At 62.7% G+C, this 13,611-nt stretch carries 13 protein-coding genes and 2 tRNA genes; 9 read left to right on the forward strand and 6 right to left on the reverse strand.

Features of this window, described 5'->3' with window-relative positions:
- The gene (recN, locus tag GPT34_RS08540) at positions 1-1,644 is read right to left on the reverse strand and encodes a DNA repair protein RecN (RefSeq protein WP_291011069.1); all 1,644 of its coding nucleotides are present in this window, start codon (positions 1,642-1,644) and stop codon (positions 1-3) included.
- A gap of 58 nt (positions 1,645-1,702) precedes the next feature.
- On the reverse strand, positions 1,703-2,620 hold the full coding sequence (locus GPT34_RS08545) for an NAD kinase (protein ID WP_291011071.1): 918 nt from the start codon (positions 2,618-2,620) through the stop codon (positions 1,703-1,705).
- Between the two features lie 96 nt (positions 2,621-2,716).
- On the opposite strand from GPT34_RS08545, the gene hrcA reads away from it, so the two are divergent.
- From hrcA to greB, 4 genes are all read left to right on the forward strand, one after another.
- Positions 2,717-3,742, forward strand: coding sequence for a heat-inducible transcriptional repressor HrcA (gene hrcA, locus GPT34_RS08550; RefSeq protein WP_291011073.1), 1,026 nt, complete (start codon positions 2,717-2,719; stop codon positions 3,740-3,742).
- A 26-nt stretch (positions 3,743-3,768) separates the two neighbouring features.
- Positions 3,769-3,845: transfer RNA gene (locus GPT34_RS08555), tRNA-Ile, on the forward strand.
- Between the two features lie 29 nt (positions 3,846-3,874).
- Positions 3,875-3,951 (forward strand) — tRNA-Arg (locus GPT34_RS08560).
- Position 3,952: 1 nt separating this feature from the next.
- Positions 3,953-4,603: a transcription elongation factor GreB gene (greB, locus tag GPT34_RS08565; protein ID WP_291011076.1), complete on the forward strand. Its 651-nt coding sequence runs from the start codon at positions 3,953-3,955 to the stop codon at positions 4,601-4,603.
- On the opposite strand, the gene GPT34_RS08570 is transcribed toward greB, so the two are convergent.
- The 4 genes from GPT34_RS08570 to GPT34_RS08585 form a co-directional block, all read right to left on the reverse strand.
- Positions 4,604-6,853, reverse strand: a complete 2,250-nt coding sequence (locus GPT34_RS08570; protein WP_291011180.1) for a bifunctional (p)ppGpp synthetase/guanosine-3',5'-bis(diphosphate) 3'-pyrophosphohydrolase — start codon at positions 6,851-6,853, stop codon at positions 4,604-4,606.
- A gap of 143 nt (positions 6,854-6,996) precedes the next feature.
- Positions 6,997-7,200 (reverse strand): DNA-directed RNA polymerase subunit omega, encoded by a 204-nt coding sequence (gene rpoZ / locus GPT34_RS08575; protein ID WP_291011079.1) that lies wholly within the window; start codon positions 7,198-7,200, stop codon positions 6,997-6,999.
- Between the two features lie 24 nt (positions 7,201-7,224).
- Entirely contained in the window at positions 7,225-7,845 is a 621-nt protein-coding gene (gene gmk / locus GPT34_RS08580; RefSeq protein WP_291011081.1) for a guanylate kinase, read from the reverse strand.
- Between the two features lie 75 nt (positions 7,846-7,920).
- Positions 7,921-8,856, reverse strand: coding sequence for a DUF1732 domain-containing protein (locus GPT34_RS08585; RefSeq protein ID WP_291011084.1), 936 nt, complete (start codon positions 8,854-8,856; stop codon positions 7,921-7,923).
- Positions 8,857-8,917: 61 nt separating this feature from the next.
- On the opposite strand from GPT34_RS08585, the gene GPT34_RS08590 reads away from it, so the two are divergent.
- The 5 genes from GPT34_RS08590 to hemW all read left to right on the forward strand — a co-directional run bounded on the left by GPT34_RS08590 (position 8,918) and on the right by hemW (position 13,570).
- Complete coding sequence (locus tag GPT34_RS08590; RefSeq protein WP_291011088.1) at positions 8,918-9,925, forward strand: serine/threonine-protein kinase; 1,008 nt, start codon at positions 8,918-8,920, stop codon at positions 9,923-9,925.
- Complete coding sequence (locus tag GPT34_RS08595) at positions 9,922-10,821, forward strand: protein phosphatase 2C domain-containing protein (protein ID WP_291011090.1); 900 nt, start codon at positions 9,922-9,924, stop codon at positions 10,819-10,821. The genes GPT34_RS08590 and GPT34_RS08595 overlap by 4 nt, the downstream gene beginning before the upstream one ends.
- A gap of 130 nt (positions 10,822-10,951) precedes the next feature.
- The gene (gene rph / locus GPT34_RS08600; RefSeq protein ID WP_291011092.1) at positions 10,952-11,683 is read left to right on the forward strand and encodes a ribonuclease PH; all 732 of its coding nucleotides are present in this window, start codon (positions 10,952-10,954) and stop codon (positions 11,681-11,683) included.
- Between the two features lie 10 nt (positions 11,684-11,693).
- Complete coding sequence (gene rdgB / locus GPT34_RS08605; protein ID WP_291011094.1) at positions 11,694-12,311, forward strand: RdgB/HAM1 family non-canonical purine NTP pyrophosphatase; 618 nt, start codon at positions 11,694-11,696, stop codon at positions 12,309-12,311.
- An 86-nt stretch (positions 12,312-12,397) separates the two neighbouring features.
- Positions 12,398-13,570 (forward strand): radical SAM family heme chaperone HemW, encoded by a 1,173-nt coding sequence (gene hemW / locus GPT34_RS08610; protein ID WP_291011182.1) that lies wholly within the window; start codon positions 12,398-12,400, stop codon positions 13,568-13,570.
- Positions 13,571-13,611 lie beyond the last annotated feature (41 nt).

A 13,611-nucleotide genomic window follows, 5' to 3' on the forward strand; every position in this document is an offset into this window, starting at 1 on the left:
TCAGGAGGTGAGCATTTCGCGCGCATGCGCCAGCGACGCTGCTGAAGCATCACCGCCACCGAGCATGCGGGCCAGTTCGCTCACCCGCGCATCCTCTGTGATCGCCTGCACCGAACTCAGTGTCTGCCGCCCGCTGCGTTGCTTGCTCACCAGCAGGTGGTGATCGGCACTGGCTGCGACCTGGGGCAAGTGGGTGACCGCCAGCACCTGCCGGTCGCGACCGAGCTGGCGCAGCAACTGGCCCACGGTTTGCGCCACCGCGCCACCGACGCCCGCATCGACTTCATCAAAAATCAGCGTTGGCGCCTGCCCCAGCTGGCTGGTGATGACCGAAATGGCCAGCGCGATGCGCGATAGCTCCCCACCCGAGGCCACCTTCCCCACTGGGCGCGGTGTCACACCAGCATGGCCCGCAACCAGAAATTCCACCTGCTCCCAGCCATGCGCCTGTGGTTCATCGAGGCGTTGCAGGCTCACCTCGAAGCGACCGCCGCCCATACCCAAGGTCTGCATGGTGGCAGTGACCGCTTTCGACAGGCGCGGTGCGGCCTGCTGGCGCAGTCGGCCGAGTGCCTGGATCTCGGTTTCGAAAGCCTGCCATGCCTGCCGCTCGGCCTGTTGCAGGGCGTCGATATCGAGTGCTTGGTCGATCTGCGCGAGTTCGGCGCGCCATTGCGCGTGCAACTGTGCCAGGTCTTCGGGTGCACTGCGGTAGCGCCGCGCTAGCGCCATCCATTGCGCCAGACGATCGTCGAGTTGGGCCAGACTGGCCGGGTCCTGGTCGGTGTGGCGCGCGACCTGATTCAGGCTGTGCACGCTGTCCTGCACCTGGGCCAACGCAGCTTCCAGTGTCTCGACGCTATGGGCAAACGCGGGCTCGATGTGGGCCTGGGCGCGCAGGGCGGCCAGCGCCCGGTGGATCAGCGCGGCTGCGCTGTCTTCCTGCTCGTCGAGCAAGCGGGCAGCCAGCTCTGCCGCCTCAATCAATCCCTGCGCATTGGCCAGGCGGCTGTGTTGCGTGTTGAGTTCGCTCCATTCCTCAAGCTTGGGGCTGAGCTTATCGAGCTCGGTGATCTGCCAGCCCAGGCGTTCGCTGTCCTGCCGCAGGCTGCTCTGGCGTTCGGTGGCGGCTTGAAGCGCTTTGCGTTGATCGCGCCAGTGCGTCCAGGCGGCTAGCGCTGAGGAACCATCTATGCCAGCGTATGCGTCCAGCAATTCGCGCACGGCGGCGGCGCGGGTCAGACATTGCCAAGCGTGTTGTCCGTGGATGTCCACCAGGTCGTCGGCCAGGGCCTTGAGCTGGCTCATGGTCGCTGCGCCACCGTTGATCCAGGCGCGGCTGCGGCCGTCGGCATCGACCGTGCGGCGCAGCAGCAGGCTGTCTTCTATGGGGAATCCTTGAGCTTCGAGCCACGCCGTCACTTTGTCGCCGGCATCGAACTCGGCCGCGATTTCGCAGCGCGCTGCGCCCTCACGCACCACGCCGCTTTCGGCCCGTGCGCCAAGCGCCAACTGCAGGGCGTCAACCAGGATGGACTTACCCGCACCGGTTTCTCCCGTCAGCACCGAAAAGCCCTCGGCCAGATCCAGGTCAAGGGATTGCACGATGACGAAGTCGCGCAAGGCAATACGTCGAAGGCTCATGAAAAAGGGGGCAGGGATGTGGGCAGTGCAGCCCGGAGACCCTATTCTGACCGGGAAATCAGGTGCCTTCGTTCCAGTGCAGTTTCTTTCGCAGCGTGTCGAAATAGCTCCAGCCTAAAGGATGCAGCAGGCGCAACTCATGCTCGGAGCGCCGCACGACGATGCGGTCGCCGTGCAGAAGGCTGGTGAGCGACTGCATGTCGAAATTGGCACTGGCGTCTTTGCCTGAAACGATCTCGACTGCAATCTCGCTGTTCGACGGTAAGAGGATCGGGCGGTTGGACAGGGTGTGCGGTGCAATCGGCACCAGAATCCAGCCGGCAATGGAGGGGTGCAGCAGCGGCCCGCCAGCCGACAGCGCGTAGGCAGTGGAGCCGGTGGGTGACGCGATGATCAGGCCATCGGCGCGCTGGTTGGCCACAAAATGCCCGTCCACCTCCACACGCAGCTCGATCATGCTGGCGACACCACCCCGGTTGACCACCACGTCATTGAGCGCCGTGGCTTCAAATACGCAGCGCCCGTCGCGCCAGACCGACGCCGCCATCAAGGCGCGCGCATCTTCTTCGTAGGCGCCGCGCAAGATGGGGTGCAGCGAATCGCGGAAGGTGTCGAAAGGAATGTCGGTCATAAAGCCTAGGCGACCCTGATTCACGCCCACCAGTGGCAGGCCATAGCGCGCCAGCTGCCGCCCAATGCCCAGCATGGTGCCGTCGCCGCCCACCACCAGCGCGAGGTCGCAGGCGCTGCCCATGGCGGCGACGTCGAGCGCGGGGTATTGAGTCAGGCCGGTGTTGAGAGCGGTCTCTCGCTCCAGCGACACGTCGCACCCTTCGTCGTGCAGAAAATGGGCGATCTGGTCGACCGCGTGACGTGAGCCGGGCGCCTGATACTTGCCGATAATGACCACATGCCCAAAGCGCAGTTTGCTTGGCTCGGTGGCCGGTGCGGAGCGGGCAGGGGCAGACGGGTTCATGGCCGGATTACAACATGCGTGCGCCCAGCGACGGCACCCCGGAAACCCTTGCCGCCAGGAGCGCCGGGGTCGGGCTCATGTCCTTAGAATGGCGCCATGCTGGATGATCGCGCGAAACTGCTGCTCAAGACCCTGGTCGAGCGATACATCGCCGACGGGCAACCCGTGGGATCGCGCACCCTGGCCAAGGCCGTCGGCATGGAGCTGTCACCCGCGACCATCCGCAATGTGATGAGCGACCTGGAAGAGCTCGGGCTGATCGCCAGCCCGCACACCTCTGCCGGGCGCATTCCTACCGCGCGAGGCTATCGGCTGTTTGTAGACGCCATGCTGACCGTGCGCCGCGAGAAGCTCAGCGTGCCCAGCGACATCTCGGGTCCCGGGATTGAGGCGGGCCAGCCGCAGCGCGTGATCAGCCACGCGGCCAACATGCTGTCGAATTTGTCGCAATTTGTCGGCGTGGTGATGGCGCCGCGTCGCAGTTCGGTGTTCCGGCACATCGAGTTCCTGAGCCTGTCAGAACGGCGCGTGCTGGTGATCATTGTGTCGCCCGATGGCGACGTACAGAACCGCATCATCCATACCCAGGCCGACTTCACTCAGTCGCAACTGCTGGAAGCGGCCAACTTCCTGAATGCGCACTACGCGGGCCTGACCATGGAAGCGGTGCGTGAGCGCCTTAAGGGCGAAGTGGATCGGTTGCGAGGCGAAATTGCTGATTTGATGCGGGCTGCTGTAGACGTGAGCCCCGACGATCCGTCCGAGCAGGACGAGGTGGTGGTGGCTGGCGAGCGCAACCTGCTGTCGGTCAGCGAGTTCTCCAGCGACATGAGTAACCTGCGTCGCATGTTCGATCTGTTTGAACAAAAGACGCAGTTGCTGCGGCTGCTCGACGTATCGGCCCAGGCCGATGGTGTGCGCATTTACATCGGCGGTGAAAGCCAGGTCGTGCCGTATGAAGGCCTCTCGGTAGTGACTGCGCCCTATGAGGTGGACGGTCAGGTTGTTGGCACGCTGGGCGTCATCGGTCCGCAACGCATGCCCTACGAGCGCATGATCCAGATCGTGGACGTGACAGCCAAACTGGTGAGCAACGCGCTGAGTCACAGCAAAGGCGGCTGAACCCCAGGGCCTACAATTCATCTGGGGGGCCGTTAGCTCAGTTGGTCAGAGCAGAGGACTCATAATCCTTTGGTCGTTGGTTCAAGTCCAACACGGCCTACCACCCGAAATCTGGTTATAATTTGAGGCTTAGCGGCTGTAGCTCAGTTGGATAGAGTACTTGGCTACGAACCAAGGGGTCGTGGGTTCAATTCCTGCCAGCCGCACCACATGAAAAGCCTGCAGCCACAAGCTGCAGGCTTTTTCTTTGGCTCCTGCGTTTTGCTGGTTCTGGCCCGTCGTGTCACCATCCACCGCCCCATGAGCAAGGCCTTCACCCGAGAAACCGACCCCGAAGACGATGATCTGCCGTCTGGGCCGCCGCTCGCGCCCGACGGCAAGAACTACATCACCCGGGGGGGCTACGAGCGCTTGCGGGACGAGCTCATGAGCCTGATCGACGACGAGCGGCCCCGCATCGTCGACATCGTGCACTGGGCTGCCAGCAATGGCGATCGGTCAGAGAACGGGGACTACCTATACGGCAAGAAGCGGCTGCGCGAAATTGACCGGCGCATCCGCTTTCTGACTGGTCGCCTGGAAATCGCCGAGGTGGTCGATCCTTCCCTGCATGAAGGCTCCGATCAGGTGTTTTTTGGCGCCACCGTGGCCTACGCCGATGGCGACGGGAGGGAGAACCGGGTCACCATCCTGGGTGTGGATGAGGCAGACACCAGCCAGGGCCAAATCAGCTGGATTTCGCCGGTGGCGCGTGCGCTGATCAAGGCGCGCGAGGGCGATGTGGTCAGGTTGGTGCTGCCTGATGGGCCGCAGGAGCTCGAAGTGCTGTCCGTGACCTATCCGACCGCCCGATTGGACTGATCAAGGCCTCATGTTCTTGGCGCGCTGAGCCCTGAGCACAGACGCCGTGCGCTTGAGGCTGCGCAACACCGCTGCCAGGTGTTGCCGGTCACGGACCGCCACGGTGAATCGGATTTCGGTGGCGTTCTGCGCTGGCTCGTCGCCCATGTCGACGTGGGTGATGTCGGCTTCGGCGCTGGCCATGGCCGACGCCACACGCGCCAACACGCCTTTGCCGTTGGTGACGGTGATGGTGACCACGGTCTCGAATGGCCGCACCGGCTCATCGGCCCATTCCACCTGGAGAAAACGCTCGCTGTCGCGCAGCAGCAGGCGCTTGCCGGTGGGACAGTCTTCTGCGTGCACCATCAGGCCTTCACCCCGGCCGAGGTAGCCCACGATGCGATCGCCCGGAATCGGCTTGCAGCAGTTGGCGTATTTAACCGAAACGCCTTCGCTGCCGTCGAGGGTGACCACGCCCTGCAGCGCAGAATCCTCTCGTCCACTGGCGTAGCGCTCGTGGCTGATGAGTAGGGCGTCGGGCTTGAGGCCGTTTTCCGACAACAGCACCGCCAGCTTCTTGCCCACCATGCTGGCGATGCGCTTGCCCATGCCGATGTCCGACAGCAGCTCGTCGCGCGACTGGTTTCCGGTGAAACGCAGCAGCTTTTCCCAGGCCGCCTTGTGTTCGCCTTCTTCGCTGGGCAGTTTTGCGATGCCTTCGAAACGCAGGGCCTGGGCCAGCATGCGCTCGCCCAGCAGGTGCGACTCCTCATGGGCCAGGGTCTTTAAGTGGTGGCGGATCTTGGAGCGCGCGCGGCCCGTTTTGACGAACGACAGCCAGGCTGGATTGGGCTCGGCATGGTCGCCGGTGATGATTTCGACCACGTCACCGTTGTTGAGCTCGGTGCGCAGCGGCGTCTCTTCGCCGTTGATGCGTGCTGACACCGCGCGGTTGCCGACGCCGCTGTGGATAGCGTAGGCGAAGTCCATCACGGTCGCGCCCCGAGGCAACGAGAGAATTTTGCTCTGCGGGGTGAACACGTACACCGCGTCCGGGAACAGGTCGATCTTGATGTGGTCCCAGAACTCGGCGGCATCGTGCGTTTCCTGCTGGATGTCGAGCAGCGACTGCAGCCACTGCGTACCCAGGCGCTGCGACGTGTCGCTACCCGGCTCGCTGGCCTTGTAGAGCCAGTGGGCAGCCACGCCCGATTCGGCCACCACGTCCATGGCGTGGGTGCGCAACTGGAACTCGATGTTGGTCCCGAAAGGTCCGATCAGCGTCGTGTGAAGAGACTGGTAGCCATTGACCTTGGGGATGGCCACATAGTCCCGGAATTTTCCCGGGACCGGTTTGTACAGCTGGTGCAGGATGCCCATGCCCGTGTAGCAGTCGGTGAGCTCGGGCACGATGATGCGAAAGCCATAGATGTCGGTCACCTGAGAGAACGACAGGTGTTTGCTGTCCATCTTGCGGTAGACCGAATACAGCGTTTTTTCGCGCCCAAGTATGCGCACCTGCATGCCGTGACCGATGAACAGCCTCTCCACCTCTTCCTTCACCCGCTCGATCAGGTCCCGTCGGCGGTGGCGCGATTTGTTGAGTGCTTTGTCCAGCACCTCGTATCGCCAGGGGTAGAGGAACCTAAAAGCCAGTTCCTGCAATTCGCGGTAGGTGAAGTTCAGCCCAAGACGGTGGGCAATGGGCGCGTATATTTCCAACGTTTCGCTGCTGATTCGCTGCCACTTGTCGCGCGGCATGTCGCCCATGGTGCGCATGTTGTGCGTGCGGTCGGCAAGCTTGATCAGGATGACGCGCACGTCCTTGGCCATGGCCAGAAGCATCTTGCGAAACGACTCGGCCTGGTTTTGCTCCCGCGTATCGAACTCAAGCTTTTCGAGCTTGGTCAGGCCATCCACCAGTTCGGCAACCGGTGCGCCAAATCGCTGAACCAAGTCTTCCTTGGTCACACCACAGTCTTCGATCGCATCGTGCATCAGCGCAGCCATCATCGCCTGAGCATCCAGCTTCCACTCGGCGCATTGCGCCGCCACTGCGATCGGGTGCGTGATGTAGGGGTCGCCATTTTTGCGCAGCTGGCCCAGATGGGCCTCGTCAGCAAAACGGTAGGCCTGACGGATGTGCTCGATGTCGTCCGGCCCCAGGTAGTCGAGCTTGCCCACCAGCGCGGCAAAGCTGGCAGCAGCCGCGCTGTCTGCCGGGTGTGCTTGGGGCGCGGGCAGGTCGGGCGGTGAGGTGTCGACCATGGGACTCATGGCCCTACTTTAGCGCGGCAGCGTCCCTTGCGCTGCCCTTGCCGGCCTGATGCCCTTGCCAGCCAGGCCTCATAGCTTTGGGCAGGCGAAAAAAAACACCGCCAAGCGGTGCTTTTTCAAGGTTGGCTCTGCACTCAGAGCGGCACCTTCTTGAGCATTTCCAGACCGATCTTGCCTTCGGCGATCTCGCGCAAGGCGGTCACGGCGGGCTTGTTCTTGCTTTCGATCTTGGGGGCATGGCCCTGGCTCAGCATGCGGGCGCGGTAAGTAGCTGCCAACACCAGCTGAAAGCGGTTGGGGATTTGTTGCAGACAGTCTTCGACAGTGATGCGTGCCATGTTGGGCTCCGTTGGAAACAGGGTTCAGGGGATGTTGAGCGCCTTGAAGGTATCTCCGCGAGCGATGCGCTGGGCGGTGAACTTGAGGCGTTGGGCGTGGACAATGGCCTTTAGGTCAAACAGAGCCCGGTCGAACAACTCATTGATTATAACGAAATCGAAGGCCTGGGCATGCTGCATCTCGGTCGCTGCGTTCTTCAGACGCAACTCGATCACCTCTGGGCTGTCCTCCGCCCGGCGCTCCAGGCGCGAGCGCAACTCTTCCAGACTGGGCGGCAAGATGAACACCAGCACTGCGTTGGGGTAGATGCGCTTGACCTGAATGGCGCCTTGGTAGTCGATCTCCAGCACCACATCGGCACCCTGAGCCATGCGTTGCTCGATCACCTGCTTGGACGTTCCATATCGGTTTCCGTGGACCTCTGCCCATTCCAGGAACGCCTGCTGGATCACCATCTGGTCAAATGTGTCCTGGCTCACGAAGTAGTACTCACGGCCGTGGAATTCCTGGCCCCGCGGCGCTCGCGTGGTGTGCGAGATCGATGGCACAACGCGTGAATCCAGCTCCATCAAGGCCTTCACCAGGCTCGATTTGCCTGCGCCACTGGGCGCTGCCACAACATACAGGTTTCCGGGATAGTCCATATCAAAAGTCAGTTCAGCACAGTGGCGCAGGTTCGGTAGGTGGGTGGCGGGGTGCGAAGGCTGGCGCTGTCGTGTCTACTCAATGTTCTGTACCTGTTCGCGCATCTGCTCAATCAGTACCTTCATGTCCACCGATATGCGGGTGAGCTCCAGGCTCGACGACTTGGAGCCCAAGGTGTTGGCTTCGCGGTGCAGTTCCTGGATCAGGAAGTCCAGTCGTTTGCCCACGTCGGCGCCCTTTTTAAGCAGCCGTTCGATTTCGGTCAGGTGCGAGTCCAGGCGGGTCAGCTCCTCGGCCACATCGATGCGGATGGCGAATGCGGTCGCCTCGGTCAGGGCGCGGTCACGGGCCATGTCGCCGGTGACCGCATTGCCCAGGCTGCCCGACGCGGCCGGATCAGCCGACGAGGCGGCGAGTGCTTCGTTCCAGCGGTCGATGAAGCGCTGGCGCTGTTGCGCTACCAACTGCGGAATCAGCGGTTGGGCATCTTTCGCCAACTGTCGCAGCTGCTGCAGGCGGTCGGTCAACATGCTGGCCAGACGCCGGCCCTCGCGTTCGCGCGCTGCGACCAGGGCTTGCAGAGCCGTCTTGCCCAGCTCAACCACCTGTTCATGCATTTCGCCACTGTGGCCGACTGGGCGCGTCGTCAGCGCCAGCACCTCGGCCACCGAGAGCGGTTGGGCCAAGGGTAGCCAGGCGCGCACATGGTCTTGAAGGCTCACCAGCTTCTGCAAATCGCCAGCGCCGGGCGAGTGCACGCTCGAGTCCTGGCGTCCCGCGACCCAGGCGCGAACCTCGACCTTTCCGCGCTTGAGCTGGCTGGTGAGCAGTTCGCGCAAGGCAGGCTCGGCGCTGCGCAGTTCATCCGCAAGCTTGAAACTGATGTCCAGGAAGCGGCTGTTGACCGATCGCAGCTCCATGCCGACCGCCGGTCCGGCCCCGGCGGCAACCCCGGCAGACGGGCCGCCTTGCTGGGCCGTGGCGTAGCCGGTCATGCTGTAAACTGCCATGGAGAAGCGTCCGATCAGGTTGAGAGGTCCACAACAAGGCGTTACGGAACCCGCTTGAATTATGTCAAAGGTCAAACCTGCTCCGCTGCCGCCGGACACCGTGATCGGTGGCTACCGCATTGTCCGCAAGCTGGCGGCAGGTGGATTCGGCGTGGTTTACCTCGCGGTGGACACCGAAGGCCAGCAGGTCGCGGTCAAGGAATACTTGCCGTCTTCTCTGGCCAGCCGGGGGCCAGGCGAGTTGTTGCCGCAAGTGCAGCCCGAAAAACTCTCGCTCTACCGCCTGGGTCTCAAGAGTTTTTTTGAGGAAGGGCGTGCGTTGGCGCAGATCTCCCATGCCTCGGTGGTCAGCGTACTCAATTTCTTTCGCGAAAACGAGACTGTTTACATGGTGATGAACTATCTGGAGGGCGCTTCCCTGCAGGAATTCATCATCGCTGCGCGCGAGCTTAAAAAGCAAAAAGTGTTTCGCGAGTCCACCATCCGGTCGCTGTACGACGAGATCCTGCGTGGACTGCGGATCGTGCACCAGCACAAGATGCTGCATCTGGACATCAAGCCGGCCAACGTCTTTGTCACCGACGACAACCGCTCGGTTTTGATCGACTTTGGCGCAGCGCGCGAAGTGCTGAGCAAAGAAGGTAATTTCATTCGCCCGATGTACACGCCTGGCTTTGCGGCGCCCGAGATGTACCGGCGCGATTCCAGCATGGGTCCTTGGACCGACATCTACGCGATCGGGGCTTGCATCTACGCCAGCATGCAGGGCTATCCGCCCAACGATGCACCCCAGCGGCTCGAAAAAGACCGACTGTCGCTGGCGCTTTCCCGCCTGCGTGGCGTGTATTCGGACAACCTCATCGAGGTGGTCGAATGGTGCATGTCGCTCGACCCGCTGTCCCGTCCGCAATCGGTGTTTGCGCTACAGAAAGAGCTGAGCCGCGAAACCGAGCGCAGCTACACCAAGCTCACGGTGGCGGAAAAGATGCGGTTGCAGTTCGACAACATCGTGTCCGACAACAAGAAGTCGGCGCGCAAATCCACCGCCGCGGGAACCCGCTTCAAATGAAGTTTTCGGTCTACCAGATCAGTCGGCAGGGCGGGCGCGAGCGCAACGAAGACCGCATGGGCTACGCCTACACGCGCGAGGCTGGCCTTTTTGTGTTGGCCGACGGAATGGGCGGGCACCCCGAGGGCGCGATGGCGGCGCAGCTGGCGTTGCAGACCTTCTCGGCTTACTTCCAGAAGGCGGCCAACCCCACGGTTAAAGAGGTGCCAGAGTTTCTCTCCAGCGCCACCATGGCCGCGCACCACCAGATCATCCGTTACGCATCCGAAAAAGGCATGCTCGACACGCCCCGCACCACGCTGGTGGCGGCGGTGATGGAGCGCAACCATGTGCACTGGGTGCATTGTGGCGACTCGCGTCTTTATATCGTGCGCGATGGTGCGCTGGTGACTCGCACGCGAGACCACTCTTACATGGAGCAACAGGCCCACCTGGGTCGCGCCACGCAGCACATCAACCGCAACATCCTGTTCACCTGCCTGGGCTCACCTGCCAAACCGGTGTTTGACCTCTCGGGGCCGTTGCAGATGCAACAGGGAGATCGCGTGCTCCTGTGTTCCGATGGTCTTTGGGGCACCGTGACCGACGAAGAGATCGTGAATGAGCTCGCTCGCGACACGCTCGACCAGTCGGTACCCGAGTTGGTCGAGATGGCGCTCAAGCGCGGTGGTGCACGCTGCGACAACGTGACCGTGTTGGCCATGGAGTGGGAAACTACCGAAGAGTTCCACACCACCCGCGTTTCCACCGAAGACATCGAGGACGGCGTGTTCGCCTCGACCATCCAGTCGGGCGTGCCCGACCCCACGATCGAAGATCTGGACGATGCAGCCATCGAGCGCTCGATTGCCGAAATCAACGATGCGATCCGGCGTACCGCTGAAAAGAACGCTTGACTTCCTCTGCGCCGGTTCGCCTCTTCTCCCTGAAGGGCCCCTGCCAGCGGCCCGACGAAGCCGGCTCCACGGTGTGTGCTGGACGCACATGTCCAGCCTTATCCCAAACTGCTGAAAAAGGCCCCAATTCATGACAGCTCACGTTCGACCCGATCAACGGGCCGCAGATGCTCTGCGCCCTGTGCGCATCACCCGCGCCTACACCATGCATGCCGAAGGCTCGGTGCTGATCGAGTTCGGTCACACCAAAGTACTTTGCACGGCCTCGGTGGAAGAAAAGGTGCCGCCGCACAAACGCGGTAGTGGCGAAGGCTGGGTGACCGCCGAATACGGCATGCTGCCTCGCGCTACCCACACCCGCAGCGATCGCGAGGCCGCCAAGGGAAAGCAGAGTGGCCGCACGCAGGAGATCCAGCGCCTGATCGGTCGCTCACTGCGAGCGGTGTTTGACCTCAAGGCTCTGGGTGAACGCACCATTTCGCTGGATTGTGACGTGCTGCAAGCCGACGGCGGCACCCGCACCGCCGCCATCACCGGCGCCTTTGTCGCCGCTCACGATGCGGTGACCCAACTGCTGCGCGAAGGAAAGATCGCCGTCTCGCCGATCAAGGGCCATGTGGCGGCGATCTCGGTCGGCATGCTGCACGGCCAGGCGCTGCTAGACCTGGAATACATCGAAGACTCCACCTGCGACACCGACATGAATGTGGTGATGACGGGCGCGGGCCATTTCGTCGAGGTGCAGGGCACGGCAGAAGGCGAGGCGTTTTCCCGTGCGCAGATGGACGCGCTGCTCGCATTGGCCGAAAAAGGTATTGGCGAGTTGGTTGAATTGCAAAAGCAGGCCCTGGGACTGAAGTGAGTTCAAGGCCATGAAGCTGGTTCTAGCCTCGAACAACGCCGGCAAGCTGGCTGAGCTGCAGGCCTTGTTTGCGCCGCTGGGTATCGAACTGGTGCGCCAGTCCGAGCTGGGCATTTCCGAGGCGCCGGAACCGCACCGCACTTTCATCGAAAACGCGCTGGCCAAGGCGCGTCACGCAGCCCGGGAAAGCGGCTTGCCGGCACTGGCTGATGATGCCGGTCTGTGCGTAGAAGCGTTCGGTGGACTGCCCGGTGTGGACACAGCTTTCTACGCCACCCAGTTCGGTTACGAGAAGGGCGATGCGAACAATGTGCGCGCACTACTGGAGCAGTTACAGGGTCAGAGCGACCGCCGTGCTGCGCTGGTCAGCACGCTGGTGGCCCTGCGCAGCGCCGACGATCCCGAGCCGCTGGTGGCCAGTGGCCGTGCCCCGGGTCTGATCACCGAGCAGCCCATCGGCGACGGCGGATTTGGCTTCGACCCAGTGATGTACCTGCCGCAGTTTGGCAAGACCTTCGCCGAGCTGCCCACCGCGGTGAAGAACGCGAATAGCCATCGGGGCCAAGCTGCACAACAGATGCTCGCTCTCATGCGCGAGCGCTGGCTCACGCTTCCCGAGAAGGCATGAGCGTGCGCGAAGTGCGGGTGGCTTGGCCAGGCCAGCGACCGGGACCCGTTCCCGAGGAGCCGCACTGGAGCGATGTGGCGCACTGGATGCGTCCCGGTACCTTGCAGCTGCAGGGACTGCCGCCTCTTTCGCTCTACATCCACCTGCCCTGGTGTCTGAAAAAGTGTCCCTACTGCGATTTCAATTCGCACGAGTGGCGCGATCCGGCGGGCACTGCGATGCCCGAGCAGGCCTACCTCGCTGCGCTGCGGGCCGACCTGGAGGCCTCTTTGCCGCTGATCTGGGGACGTGCGGTGCACAGCGTCTTCATCGGGGGCGGTACGCCCAGCCTGTTTTCACCCGAGTCGATCGATCGTTTGCTGGGTGACGTGCGCGCGTTGCTGCGACTCGACGCAGATGCCGAGATCACGCTCGAGGCTAATCCGGGTACTTTCGAAAAAGATCGCTTTCACGCCTTCCGCCAAGCCGGTGTGACTCGGCTGTCGATCGGTGTTCAGAGCTTCAACGATTCACACCTGAAGGCGCTGGGTCGGGTACACGACCGGGCGCAGGCGATTGCGGCGGTCGAAGAAGCGGCGAAGGCGTTTGACACCTTCAATCTGGATCTCATGTACGCCCTACCCGGGCAGTCATTGGCCGATTGCGAAGCCGACGTGAGCACGGCGCTCGATCTCGCGCCACCGCACATTTCCATCTATCACCTCACACTGGAGCCCAATACTTACTTCGCCAAGTACCCGCCGGCGCTGCCGGCAGATGACGACGCCTACGCCATGCTGGACCTCATCACCGAGCGTACGGCGAAAGTGGGACTGAATCGCTACGAGGTGTCGGCCTATGCCAGGGTAAGACACCACAGTCGCCACAACACCAACTACTGGAAGTTTGGTGACTACCTCGGCATTGGTGCGGGGGCCCACAGCAAGCTCAGCTTTGCCCACCGGGTGGTGCGCCAGGTGCGCATTCGCGACCCGCGCCTGTACCTGGAGCGGGCCGCGCAGGACCCGGTGGCCAGCGTTTCCGAAGTGAGTCGGGCCGACCTGCCGTTTGAATACATGCTCAACGCGCTGCGCCTGGTGGATGGTTTTGCGCTGCAAGACTTTGCCGATCGGACCGGCTTGCCGTTTTCGGCGGTGCAAGGCGCTATTGAAAAGGGCTGTGCGCAAGGACTGTTGCGAGCTGACGGCGGGCAAATCGCGCCGACCATACGGGGCATGGATTTTCTGAGCGACCTGCAGGCGCTGTTCCTGCCGGATTGAGCCCCGGCGTGGCGCGAGTCGCGATTACTCTGGCACCTTAG

This window comes from Hydrogenophaga sp., from assembly GCF_011390835.1.
GTDB lineage: Bacteria > Pseudomonadota > Gammaproteobacteria > Burkholderiales > Burkholderiaceae_C > Hydrogenophaga.

What these genes read in the sequence shown, in the direction of transcription:
- greB (WP_291011076.1), top strand. Translation starts at nt 3,953, where the DNA reads ATGAAAAGCCTGCAGCCACAAGCTGCAGGCTTTTTCTTTGGCTCCTGC.
- hrcA (WP_291011073.1), top strand. Translation starts at nt 2,717, where the DNA reads ATGCTGGATGATCGCGCGAAACTGCTGCTCAAGACCCTGGTCGAGCGA.
- rdgB (WP_291011094.1), top strand. Translation starts at nt 11,694, where the DNA reads ATGAAGCTGGTTCTAGCCTCGAACAACGCCGGCAAGCTGGCTGAGCTG.
- hemW (WP_291011182.1), top strand. Translation starts at nt 12,398, where the DNA reads ATGCGTCCCGGTACCTTGCAGCTGCAGGGACTGCCGCCTCTTTCGCTC.
- GPT34_RS08590 (WP_291011088.1), top strand. Translation starts at nt 8,918, where the DNA reads ATGTCAAAGGTCAAACCTGCTCCGCTGCCGCCGGACACCGTGATCGGT.
- rph (WP_291011092.1), top strand. Translation starts at nt 10,952, where the DNA reads ATGACAGCTCACGTTCGACCCGATCAACGGGCCGCAGATGCTCTGCGC.
- rpoZ (WP_291011079.1), bottom strand. Translation starts at nt 7,200, where the DNA reads ATGGCACGCATCACTGTCGAAGACTGTCTGCAACAAATCCCCAACCGC.
- GPT34_RS08585 (WP_291011084.1), bottom strand. Translation starts at nt 8,856, where the DNA reads ATGGCAGTTTACAGCATGACCGGCTACGCCACGGCCCAGCAAGGCGGC.
- gmk (WP_291011081.1), bottom strand. Translation starts at nt 7,845, where the DNA reads ATGGACTATCCCGGAAACCTGTATGTTGTGGCAGCGCCCAGTGGCGCA.
- recN (WP_291011069.1), bottom strand. Translation starts at nt 1,644, where the DNA reads ATGAGCCTTCGACGTATTGCCTTGCGCGACTTCGTCATCGTGCAATCC.
- GPT34_RS08570 (WP_291011180.1), bottom strand. Translation starts at nt 6,853, where the DNA reads ATGGTCGACACCTCACCGCCCGACCTGCCCGCGCCCCAAGCACACCCG.
- GPT34_RS08595 (WP_291011090.1), top strand. Translation starts at nt 9,922, where the DNA reads ATGAAGTTTTCGGTCTACCAGATCAGTCGGCAGGGCGGGCGCGAGCGC.
- GPT34_RS08545 (WP_291011071.1), bottom strand. Translation starts at nt 2,620, where the DNA reads ATGAACCCGTCTGCCCCTGCCCGCTCCGCACCGGCCACCGAGCCAAGC.